The sequence below is a fragment of the Enterococcus sp. R12 genome (assembly GCF_058135755.1).
Window position 1 is genome coordinate 509,099 of record NZ_CM176874.1, and the last position, 12,345, is coordinate 521,443.

Annotated in this window: 10 protein-coding genes; 5 read left to right on the forward strand and 5 right to left on the reverse strand. The window is 37.9% G+C overall.

Features of this window, described 5'->3' with window-relative positions:
* Positions 1-10: 10 nt before the first annotated feature.
* From sufD to ACTW1R_RS02405, 5 genes are all read left to right on the forward strand, one after another.
* Complete coding sequence (sufD, locus tag ACTW1R_RS02385; protein ID WP_015508910.1) at positions 11-1,351, forward strand: Fe-S cluster assembly protein SufD; 1,341 nt, start codon at positions 11-13, stop codon at positions 1,349-1,351.
* Positions 1,348-2,592, forward strand: a complete 1,245-nt coding sequence (locus tag ACTW1R_RS02390) for a cysteine desulfurase (RefSeq protein ID WP_271814325.1) — start codon at positions 1,348-1,350, stop codon at positions 2,590-2,592. The genes sufD and ACTW1R_RS02390 overlap by 4 nt, the downstream gene beginning before the upstream one ends.
* The gene (sufU, locus tag ACTW1R_RS02395; RefSeq protein WP_156237073.1) at positions 2,570-3,064 is read left to right on the forward strand and encodes a Fe-S cluster assembly sulfur transfer protein SufU; all 495 of its coding nucleotides are present in this window, start codon (positions 2,570-2,572) and stop codon (positions 3,062-3,064) included. The genes ACTW1R_RS02390 and sufU overlap by 23 nt, the downstream gene beginning before the upstream one ends.
* 29 nt (positions 3,065-3,093) lie before the next feature.
* On the forward strand, positions 3,094-4,485 hold the full coding sequence (gene sufB, locus ACTW1R_RS02400) for a Fe-S cluster assembly protein SufB (protein ID WP_005232103.1): 1,392 nt from the start codon (positions 3,094-3,096) through the stop codon (positions 4,483-4,485).
* Between the two features lie 948 nt (positions 4,486-5,433).
* Complete coding sequence (locus ACTW1R_RS02405) at positions 5,434-6,303, forward strand: Abi family protein (RefSeq protein WP_128489780.1); 870 nt, start codon at positions 5,434-5,436, stop codon at positions 6,301-6,303.
* A 1,328-nt stretch (positions 6,304-7,631) separates the two neighbouring features.
* On the opposite strand, the gene ACTW1R_RS02410 is transcribed toward ACTW1R_RS02405, so the two are convergent.
* The 5 genes from ACTW1R_RS02410 to ACTW1R_RS02430 form a co-directional block, all read right to left on the reverse strand.
* Positions 7,632-7,817 (reverse strand): DUF6440 family protein, encoded by a 186-nt coding sequence (locus ACTW1R_RS02410; protein WP_060792949.1) that lies wholly within the window; start codon positions 7,815-7,817, stop codon positions 7,632-7,634.
* Between the two features lie 495 nt (positions 7,818-8,312).
* Positions 8,313-8,714, reverse strand: coding sequence for a VOC family protein (locus ACTW1R_RS02415; protein WP_195961056.1), 402 nt, complete (start codon positions 8,712-8,714; stop codon positions 8,313-8,315).
* Positions 8,715-8,837: 123 nt separating this feature from the next.
* A complete protein-coding gene (locus ACTW1R_RS02420; RefSeq protein WP_016609659.1) occupies positions 8,838-9,083 on the reverse strand; it encodes a hypothetical protein in 246 nt (81 codons plus the stop codon).
* An 809-nt stretch (positions 9,084-9,892) separates the two neighbouring features.
* Entirely contained in the window at positions 9,893-10,471 is a 579-nt protein-coding gene (locus ACTW1R_RS02425) for a hypothetical protein (RefSeq protein ID WP_142968030.1), read from the reverse strand.
* Between the two features lie 701 nt (positions 10,472-11,172).
* A complete protein-coding gene (locus tag ACTW1R_RS02430; RefSeq protein ID WP_086294528.1) occupies positions 11,173-11,481 on the reverse strand; it encodes a hypothetical protein in 309 nt (102 codons plus the stop codon).
* Positions 11,482-12,345: the final 864 nt, after the last annotated feature.

Below are 12,345 nucleotides of genomic sequence, written 5' to 3' on the forward strand. Positions count from 1 at the left end.
GGCAAGGTAAATGGCAAAATTACAGGATTATCTTGAACAAGTCAACGTTTTTTCAGCGTTAAAAGAAGAGCCTGAATGGATGTTGGAATTACGCCAAGCAGCCCTTGCGAAAGTGGATGAACTTGCGTTTCCAAAAATCGAGCGGGTGCGTTACGAGCGTTGGCCATTGTTCAATATCGACGAACAAGCACTTGCAGGTGAAAAAGAATTTGCAGGCTTCATCGATCCAACCTTACCTGCAAGTGAATCTAAGGAGACAGGTGCTGGCTTGGTTCCCGCCTTTGACGCGATGGATAACCATCCGACTCTCGTTCAGTTTGATGACACCACCATCTTTGAGCAATTACCGCAAGAGTTGATCGACAAAGGCGTGATCTTCACTGACTTGTTTACAGCAATGAAAGAAGTACCAGAGTTGGTCAATCAATACTACATGACCAAAGCAGTGCCAATGGATGAAGACAAAATGACCGCAGCACATGCGGCGTTTATGAATAGCGGCATGTTCTTGTATGTACCAAAAAACGTGGTGATCGAAGAACCCCTTGAAGCGATTTTCTATCACAATGGCAATAGTCAAGCGCATTTCTTCAAACACATTTTGATCGTTGCTGATGAGCACAGTGAGTTCAGCTACTTGGAACGTTTCCAAACCAAAGGCGACCAAGCGAAAAAACTGTCTGGCAATATCGTAGTGGAAGTGATCGCCAAAGCAGGTGCGAAGGTCAAATTCTCTGCGATTGATCAGTTAGGTGTCAACATCACTACGTACATGAATCGTCGCGGCTACGTATTACGAGATGCGATGGTAGATTGGGCAATTGGAGTCATGAATGACGGCGACGTCGTGGCGGACTTTGATTCTGATCTTGTAGGCGAAGGCGCGCATTCGGAAGTCAAAGCGGTCGCAATTAGTGCTGGGCGTCAAACACAAGGGATTGACACCCGTGTTACCAACAAAGCACCGCATTCCATTGGCCATATCCTGCAACACGGCGTCATTAGAGAACGCGGCGTCTTAACCTTTAACGGCATCGGACACATTTTAAAAGGAGCAAAAGGGGCGGACGCGCAACAAGAAAGTCGGGTCTTGATGCTTTCTGACCAAGCCCGGGGCGATGCCAACCCAATCCTTTTGATCGATGAGCACGAAGTAACCGCCGGACACGCAGCCAGTGTGGGACGGGTCGATCCAGAAGAAATGTACTACTTGATGAGTCGTGGGCTGCGCAAAGCAGAAGCGGAACGTTTGGTGATTCGTGGTTTCTTAGGCTCCGTCTTGACCGCGATCCCAGTCAAAGAAGTGCAACAAGAATTGGTTGCCGTTATCGAAGGGAAGTTACTCGCATGATCGATGCCCAAAAAGTGAAACAAGCGTTTCCCATCTTGGATCAGCTCGTAAATGACGAACCATTGATCTACCTCGACAATGCCGCCACTACGCAAAAGCCAGAGGCGGTGCTGCAGGCGATCGCCGATTATTACCATCAAGACAATGCCAATGTTCATCGTGGGGTCCATACCCTCGCAGAACGGGCGACCCATTCCTATGAAGGCGCACGGGAAAAAGTGCGCAGCTTTATCCATGCGAATGAAACGGCGGAAGTGCTGTTTACTCGAGGGACGACCACTGGTTTAAATTGGGTCTCCCGCAGCTACGGCGACCGTTTTGTCAATGAAGGTGATGAAATCGTGATTTCCTATATGGAACATCATTCCAATATCATCCCTTGGCAACAATTAGCAGCCCGAAAAAAAGCTACCTTGAAATATATCCAGCTGACGCCAGAAGGCACCTTGGACATGGAAGATGCCAAGAAACAGATCACAGAAAAAACCGCTATCGTTTCGATCGCTCATGTTTCCAATGTTTTAGGCGTGATAAATCCGATTGCGGAGCTAACCAAATTGGCGCATCAGCACCAAGCCGTCATGGTGGTGGATGGTGCTCAGGCTGTTCCACATATGACAGTTGATGTCCGAGCACTGGATTGTGATTTCTATGCCTTTTCTGGTCATAAAATGTGCGGACCAACTGGTATCGGTGTCTTATACGGCAAGCGGCAATGGCTGGATCAGATGGAGCCCGTCGAATTTGGCGGTGAAATGATCGATTTTGTCCATCTGCAAGAAAGCACGTGGAAAGAACTGCCGTGGAAATTTGAAGCTGGTACACCAAATATTGCCGGTGCGATCGGTTTAGGTGCAGCGGTGGATTACTTAACAGAAATCGGCTTAGAAAACATCCACGCCCATGAAGCAGACTTAGCTGCTTACGTTTTGCCAAAACTGCAAGCCATTGAAGGCTTGACCATCTATGGCCCCCAAGAAGCAGCGAAACGCACGGGAGTGATCGCCTTTAATCTAGCAGGCATCCATCCTCATGATGTTGCCACCGCTTTAGACATGGAAGGCATCGCGGTACGGGCAGGTCATCATTGTGCCCAACCCCTCTTGACCTATTTGCAAGTCCCAGCGACTGCACGGGCCAGCTTTTACCTGTATAATACAAGAGAGGACGCCGATCGACTGGTTGACGCCATCAAGCTGACGAAGGAGTTTTTCCAACATGGCACTAACGAAATTAGATAATTTGTATCGACAAGTCATTCTGGATCATTCCAGCCACCCACATCATCGGGGCACCTTGGATGATTCAACGTATAAAGTCGAATTGAATAACCCTACCTGTGGCGACGTGATCCACTTGGAGCTCGCTGTCGAAGGAGACACCATCAAAGACATCGCGTTTACTGGCGAAGGCTGTTCCATCAGTACCGCCAGTGCATCCATGATGGGGGATGCGATTATCGGTAAGACACTAGCAGAAGCTGGTGAGCTATCAGGCTTGTTTTCTGAGCTCGTCCAAGGAAATGACATTCCCCAAAGCGATCGCTTAGGCGATGCTTCCATGCTTGGAGGTGTGGCGAAGTTTCCTGCACGCATCAAGTGTGCGACTTTAGCTTGGAAAGCATTAGAAAAAGCCATTGCTGCCGGCAGTACACAAGCATCTGTCAGTCACAGCCACGCCAATGAATCTGACACTGAAGAAACCAGCGAATAGACAACCGCACTACAAAAGGAGTGAGAACCATGGGTGTACCCGAATTAGAAGAATATAAATTTGGCTTCCACGATGACGTGCAGCCTGTTTTTAGTACCGGCGAAGGATTGACCGAAGACATCGTCCGTGAAATCTCACGGGTCAAGCAAGAGCCAGAATGGATGCTTGAGTTCCGCTTGAAGTCTCTTGAAGCCTTCAACAAGATGCCCATGCAAAACTGGGGCCCAGACCTGTCTGACATCGATTTTGATGCCATCAAATATTACCAAAAACCAAGTGATCGTCCTGCCCGTGATTGGGATGACGTACCAGAAAAAATCAAAGAGACCTTTGAACGCATTGGTATTCCAGAAGCCGAGCGGGCATACCTGGCTGGCGCTTCTGCTCAATACGAATCAGAAGTCGTTTACCACAACATGAAAGAAGAGTTTGAAAAACTTGGCATCGTCTTTACCGATACCGATTCAGCCTTGAAGGAATACCCTGAGCTGTTCAAACAATACTTTTCAAAATTAGTCCCACCAACCGATAACAAGCTTGCTGCTTTAAACTCAGCCGTTTGGTCAGGTGGTACCTTTATCTATGTACCAAAAGGCGTTCGTGTCGATGTGCCATTACAAACCTATTTCCGAATCAATGCCGAAAATACCGGTCAGTTCGAACGCACATTGATCATCGTTGACGAAGGCGCCAGCGTCCATTACGTCGAAGGTTGTACCGCCCCAACCTATTCAAGCAATAGTTTGCACGCAGCCATCGTTGAAATTTTTACCCTAAAAGACGCTTACTGCCGCTACACCACCATTCAAAACTGGTCAGACAACGTCTACAACCTAGTAACCAAACGGGCCAAAGCCTTAGAAGGTGCTACCGTTGAATGGATCGATGGCAACTTAGGTGCCAAAACAACCATGAAATACCCAAGTGTGTATCTTGATGGCAAAGGCGCACGAGGCACGATGCTTTCCATTGCCTTTGCAGGTGCCAACCAAATCCAAGATACTGGTGCAAAAATGATCCATAATGCACCAAATACCTCCAGCTCCATCGTCTCAAAATCAATTTCTAAAGACGGCGGTGCAGTAAACTACCGTGGACAAGTCACCTTCGGCAAGAAGAGCGCAGGCTCTATCTCCCATATCGAGTGTGACACTATCATCATGGATGACCTATCGAAATCCGATACCATCCCATTCAATGAGATCCACAACAGCCAAGTGTCCCTAGAACACGAAGCCAAAGTCTCCAAAATCTCAGAAGAACAACTGTACTACCTAATGAGCCGCGGCCTCTCCGAAAGCGAAGCAACCGAAATGATCGTCATGGGATTCGTCGAACCATTCACCAAAGAATTACCGATGGAATACGCAGTCGAATTGAACCGGTTGATTAGTTATGAGATGGAAGGTAGTGTGGGGTAACAACTATTTTGAAGCTAGAAACCTTTATGTATAAGGGTTCTAGCTTTTTATATTGCTCTAAAGTGCAAAATATCAGTGAAAAGGTCTGTGATACGATTAAGAACAAACAAAATTAGCAAACTTTGTAGCTGAGTTTTTAGCTTCCTCAGACATCATATGATAATAAATTTCTAAGTCAGGTTACTTGATCGTTTTGTTTGAGCTTTATTGATGCCTGAACGATTCATTGAATTTTTGGCACAGCTACCGCAAGTGTAGTTATGGTTACAATTGTTATTAGGATATTAAAACCTTAGTAAACGATGCTTAACAGAGGACTAGCATATGAGAATAAAAACTTGAAGGTACTAACAGTAGGAATGAATTTCAAAAGCGATTAAGTGTGTAATTTCTAGAAGATAGGTTACAGGAATGGTTACGAGAGAATTACGATGTAACCATTCATCAGATCAAACAAAGTAGTGATAGTTATGATCACAAGACAGTCACAACAGTTATTTCTATCAGGTGCACAGGCTAAATGAGGGGAGTAGCATGAGGAAAACAAGCAGATGTTCGTATCGTTACACCTCTTTTTAAAAATAATTGATTGTAGTACTGCAAGAATGAATGCAGTACTAAAATAAATAATTGAGAAGGAAGGAATTTAGTGATGATAAAATTACTCATGTTATTATCGGAATTTTATAAATGATATGGCATGTTTGTTTTCGTTGTTATTTAATACATAAAAATGGAAAATTTCATACAGTTGCTAAACTAATCTAAACGAATGTTTTTTATTTATTGAGGGAAATATGATTTAAATAATATTTAAATTAATATTATTATTTGAGTGAATTTTATTTACAATTATTGGTGATGATGTTATATTATAGTTAATAGAACCCCGCACACCTCTTAGCAATGTGTCCCAAGCGGGGACGTTTTTGTATATAGGAGAAAACAATGGCGTATAATCGATGTGCTACAACGCTTGATGAACAAATCGAAATACTGCGATCAAGAAATTTAACGATTGATGACGATTCTTTTGCGAAAAATGCAATTAAAAAAATAGGGTATTTTAGGTTTAAAGGATATTGTTTACCATATTATCAAGCGAAAGACTTCTTTGAAGACGAGGTAACCTTTAACCATATTTATGAGAATTATCGTTTTGACGAAAGGCTAAGGTTATTAGTGTTTCAAATTATAGAACATATTGAAATTGAATTGAGATCAGTTATAGGTAATGAATTTTCGCTATCAGCGTCACCAGTAGCCCATTACGATAGTCAGTATTTTGAGAATGAAACCTATCATCAGATGTGGCTAGCCTCTTTTCAAAAGCTTGTGGATCAGTCAGTGAAGCGAAAAGAGCTATATACGCATCATTACATATCTAATTATGAGAATACGTTTCCGATATGGGTTGTACTGGAAATATCCGATTTTGGGACCTTATCAAAATTTTACAGTAATTTGATGGCTGACTTTAAAAACAATATTGCTAAACAAAATTATGGAGTTTCAAGTAAATTCTTAGCGAACTGGATCTATGTCCTTTCGGTAGTTAGAAATATTTGTGCGCATAACGGTAGACTATACGATAAAATCATTCCGATTCGTGCTAAATGGTCAAAGAAAGAACGAAATTTAACAAACGATCGGCTTTTTGCAGCTATATTAATTTGCAAAAAATTATGTCTTGATAAGGAATATTTTTCTTTGTTTTTCAAAAATCTACGTACACTGATTAATATTTATGATGAATATATTGATATTTCTCTTATTGGGTTCCCAGAAAATTGGGAAGATCTTCTTGAGGGAGTATAAGCAAACGATGGATAGGGAACTTTTTCCGGCTCTTCGACATTTAGTGTTGGTAGAGAAAGATACGACTGAAAATTTAGGATCAGCTCCTTTTTTGGTTTTGAATATAGAGTGTGCATGTAAAGAGTTCGTAAAGGAAGTACGAAGAAATCCATAAAGTTTTTTAGCACAAAAGGGGCTCCAAAATTGTACGCTCCCTAATGTCTTGGATAAGGGCGAGATTGCGCTGACCAGTACAGGTCTACGACAATTCTATCACACCCATACAGCACCAATGATATTGGTATACTTATGGGTGTTTAGTTACGACTCTCTTTGTGAACGATGCGAGGGTAATCTTTAGGATCAGTGTAGGCACAAAAATGAATAGAAATTCTGCATTAGATGTCGATGTAGATATTTGAGAAGTCCATCACTTTGATGGGCTTTTTTGGTATAATGATAAATAAAAGGAGTCGGTTAAAATAGAATTTGTAGACTTAATAAATAAGGTCAAAGATTGTTTAGAAAAATGGTATGACTTGCACATAAAACCTACTTTACCGATAATCATTTCGTTTATCGTATTGATTATCATAGCGATAGCACTTATGATTTTCATTGACTGGAAATATAGAGGAAAGTATAAAATTAAGATCAAGACACGCACACTTCAAAATGACCTTGGTGGTGGACAAGAAGAATATCAGAAATATTGGTTATGGCAAAGACAAAAAAAGAAAATGATAGTTGCCTATTTTTATAAAAAAAATAAAGTGCCATATTCAAGACATGCTAGGAAGCGAAGGAAGTACATAAAAACAAAAGTTCCATTTAGAAAAGAAGTATATTGTGTTCTTTAATACGCATGAAAAAACGTCCATAAAATGAATAGTTACCCCTCATTAAATGAGAAACTGGCGTCGGTGACCTGTGAAAAGGTCTGTGAATGTAGGTGAAGATATACGTTCTTATCAGAATGCCATAATCATATATGCTGAATTGATGAGGCATACTTATCTACTCTAATCTATCTGAAACGTATATTTTAGATGGAAGAGTCTGTGGGTAATACCTATACACCACTGCTTTCAGAACTTTACTAACTAGTATATTGCTGTTTTCCACAAAAACAGTGAAAAAGGAGTACTCTCGGGAGTGCTCCTTTTTGTCTTTTTTTTTATTTGATAAAAGAAATATGGAGCACCACGAAAAAACTGTATCCAAAACCACACCATGTCTATTTTCCTTACCTTATCTGGAACTCAAACAAATGAATTGGCTTGATCGTTGTACTAACAGAAGAAAATACCAACTAGGAGATAAAAAAGATCAACAAAAGTTGATCTCACTTACTCTTTATAATGAATACTTCCATCTGGCTCTATTCTTGGTGTAAGTGCAACACTTTTTCCACTAGCACCTGTAACTATCGTTTGAATATACTGCACTTGTGTCTCAGGGTCGGTAATAATAAAGATTTCATTGGTGCTTTTTTTATAGACTTTTTCAACTGTAAACTCTGTATTGGTGGTCATACAATCACTCCTTTTAAATTCAGTATCAACAAAGGTATCAAACTCAAAAACTTTTTTAAGTAAAAAAGGCAACTCAAGAGTTCCCTTTTTCCGATATATTCTGTTTATTTTTCCTGTCTATGCCATAAGTAGCGAAAGCAGGGAGAAAGAGGACTGCCAAGAATATACCTACCCATTTGAATACTTTAGGAACTTTATTCAATAAAAAACGCCTCCTTGATAACAATGATCATAGACTGAATTAGTTATTAGACGTGTACAAAAAATAAAGAAAAGACCATTTTTGCAAGAAAGGAACCAGCGACAAAAGCAAGCGCAATCAACAAAATTTTCCATAGACTTAACCGAGTACTATTCTTTTTCATCGAATCACCTCTAGAAAAAGAATACCACGATAAATAAATAATATCAAAAGTAAATGGTACTAAAAAAACAAACATCCAATTTATTGAAATAAAAAAATAGCTAAACGAGTAGTAAGTAAAAGGCAGTTTACTAATGCGAGGTCATGATCATCCATGTGATACCATATTGATCTTCAACCATACCATAGAGCGAGGACCAGAATACTGGTGCAAGGGGATCAATCACTTTTCCGTCTATCGAAAGGCTATTGAAAATAGTAGTAACTTCATCAGCGGATTCTTTTACAAGACAAAAGGAGAAAAAATCATTTGCTGGTCTATTTAGTCTGCCGTCTGTCATCATGATTCTCTGTCCGTCGATGATGATTTCTGAGTCCATAACGAAATCATCAGGCATCTCAGGATCTAAACCTGAATCTACCGGAGCTTCACTCGCATAAACGATGGACTTAACTTGAGCATCTAACGACTCTTGATAAAATTTTATTGCATTTTCACAATTTCCTTGAAAACTTATAGCTGGGATAAGCATATAAAAATTCTCCTTTTTACTGATAGTATCACAAAGAAGTTACTCGCTTCTTTCAGTTTTTTCGTAGAGATCGGAAAATTTTGAATTGGTTATCCAAAAAAGGAGCAGAATACGTCGCTGCAATTAAATGACAAAATAATGTCTTGGAAAAATCTCAGTAGGTTTTTCTACGTTATATTTGATGGTCATTGTATTGCCCACACCATATCTCATTGGAACAGGAATACTATTTTCTGAGATATAATATTTTCCATCAATGAAGTAGCTAAAAGTTGCAAGTTTTGAATTGCGAAAATCCATCAGGTCGGGAAGAACAGTAGTGAATGCGACAATATTTCCCACGACTTCCTTTTTTTCAATTTTACCCATAGCTAATCACGCTCCTACTATAATTTTTATAGTGACAATTATAACATGCAGGAGTGTGCGTTAGGTGACATCAATGTCAATAATTCTTAATTTAAGTTCAAATAAACTGTTTAATCATTAGATAAGTATGTAAATATGATGATTAACTTAATTTTGTCTAGTCAAATGAGTATTTTCTGAATTTGTCTGATAAATGGTAGCAGAATAGGTACAAATTAGTTTTTACTGTTGTCATAGCATCGCTGGCTAAAGTAAATTTTTCATCGATAGAGGTAAATAACTACAAGTTAATCACCTCAAATAAAAATATAAATATGAAGTGATCTAGATTATAGAAAACAAAGATGTGAAAATAAAACAGTGAAATAAGTACTATAGTTAGAATTAATCTTTTCATCAATCATTGAATGAGGGAGAACAACAAAAAATCTGAGATAGAATAAAGTTCATTCTATCTCAGATTTGTTTTTGCACAATTTATAAGCCTATGGTGAAAAAGGGCTACTTTTTTGCTGTGCATGATCGAAATATTTATATTTCGCCTTTTTCATCTATCAAGGAATACCTAGAAAATCAAAATGTTAAGGCTTTGAATTTTTTGGATAGCAATTCTAAAGACTCAGTCTTTTTTGAAAAACATTCCTACTACAGTCACTATGAACATTAGTCCGAAGGTAAGCAAGAAGTCCCTGAACGCTTCGTTTAGTGGTGTTCTCAAGAATATAGTTGAGATTAAAAAATATCCGATTGGAAGAATTGCCGCTATAACAACACATATAAGTATAAAACCAATTATTTTTTTCATAAATCTATATTACCGCTTTTATCCCACATTTTCCAGCACTGAAAATAATTTGAGCTGGAATTCCACCAGGGACTAATTTTCCTAATATTTTTTTCAAAGCAGCTGTTCCTAATTTTTTTCCTAAGGTCTTAATGATTACTTCAGACGCTTTCTTCCATGCTTTACTAGCTATTAAATTTTTTACCTGAGGCGTGAAAATTTGTTTTGCAATATCTAAACCTACAATTTTTTCAAATTCTTTTTTCATACAATCGACAAAGTTTGCTTTTCTCAATTGAGGTTGTTGCTGACCAAAATCTCTTTCTAACATATCATAGAATTCATTATTACCATATTTTTCTCTCATCACAGTCAAGTTGATCTGAACAATATTTCCTTCACGGTCCGTCACAGCAGCGTGTTCATATATAAATTCTAAATCCTCTGCGTATTGATTAATAAGTTCTTGTTCGATTGCTTCTGTTTCCACAGAAGTATTGATCTCGTTTGCAGCTACAATTTGTAATGTTCCAAAAAAGGGCGAAATTACTATGAAAAGTGAAGCGATAAAACAAGCGATCTTTGATTTTTTCAGAAACGACATATTGAACCTTCTTTCTCATTTTTTTGTTAGTTAGACAACAAAAAAATAGTAACACATAAATAAAAATATAACAATAATATTTTGTGTTGATAATATTAAATTATCTGATTGCTTTAACGATGAAGAGGATACAAAAATATTGATTACATCTAAAACTTTTACAAGTCGAAAGTGTAACCAACTGACAGTAGGAAAATAAGCTGTATGGCGGTTGTTTTTATTTAATTGCTTGATGAAGATACGCTTCATATCAGGAAGTCTGCCGTTATATTTTGTTTATATATGAACCTGATTTTATTGTATTTTTTATAAATTTATTCATAATCTAAAATTTTCATATAAGCGAAATTTACTGGTAAAGGGTCGATTTCCTCTCTTATTTTTAATAGATAATCCACGGAATGCTTCAACTTATATAGTTAAATGTTAGATATCGTGCATAATGATGGAAGGTATGAAAAAATACTCATTTTGAAATTGGGTAGATACTTTTCTCTATCTAACTTGGATTAATGATCTTCTATTGAGTCCCGATTAGTATAAATATTTTTGTGGAAAAAAAGTTAATATAACTAAGAGAAAAGACAAAGCCGCAGTATTTGATTAGCCATCGCCATCAAGTGGACAGGGAATGGTTCAAATACTACGACTTTTTTTAGGATGAATTTCATTAGTATCAATTTAATATTCTTGAATCAGTATTATTTCTCCGCGTTTTCTTTAAAGTAGTCATCAATGTACGCCTTAATTTTTTCAAAATCCTTAGTCAGAAAAAATTTTGAAGGAACTTTTATGATGGGGAGGTTATTTTCATTATCAAAAGGAGCGAATGGCTCAGGAAGGACCAAGTAATCAACAGTATCTTTATCTCTCAGATAATTGATTGAAACATCGTAAAACGGTGAAAAATAGTCTTTGAGGCTTGTGTCTCTTTGATAAAGAACACCTGGAGTTAATGGTGTGTAAGATAATCCGTTGCTCAACACTAAGACAAAACAAATTCTTTTCATAAACAATCATCTTTCCTTTCGATTAGATACTAGCGTCATCTCAACAGTCAAGGATTCGTTATTCATTTGGTAAATCCATTTTAATAGACAAATGGATAAAAAATAGTGAGTAATAGAAACATAATTCAGTTGTTGGGTAAAAGGGAACCAGCAATCGCAAGTTGTTCCTTTAATTTAAAAAACAAGCGATAAAAAAACACCAAGAACAATTATGGTTAAGATTTCCAATGCTCTTTCTAGAAACAAATTGTTGCTTTTTAAAAATATTGTTTTCTTTTTATAAGGGAACCAAAATGACTGGCTTGCGTAGTCTGGCGGGTATACGGAATCTAAAAAGCCACTGATAAAAAGTAATGGAATAGCTTTGAAAATATTGTCATGGAAGGCTAAATAAATATAGTATGTTAACAAAGAAATTTGAGCGATCCGCAGATGTCTTAGGTTGGTAACTGTAAGGTTCATCAAATCATCCTTTCATAAATGATTATCGCATATTGAACGAATTAGTTGAATTAAAATGATAAAATATTTATTTGATGTAAAACTAAAAATGTTAGTGTGCATTATTTAACGATAATTTCTGAATACGCCTGACACAAAAATACGAATCCTATCAAAATAAGGAATGAATCGTTTTGAAACTGGTAGGGAACATTTTTAAACCGATACCGAAAAAGACTAGCAATAAGGACTAGCATTAACAAACTCTGCTGACCTAACTCGCATTTAGCAGAGGTAGGGGATCTTGAAACAGATACGAATGGATATACACGAGAAGAAATAATCGGCTTTATGAGAACTTTTTTCAAAAAGAATAATGCTGAAAAGCACTTCAACAATTATTGGAAAAGGACTTGATGCATG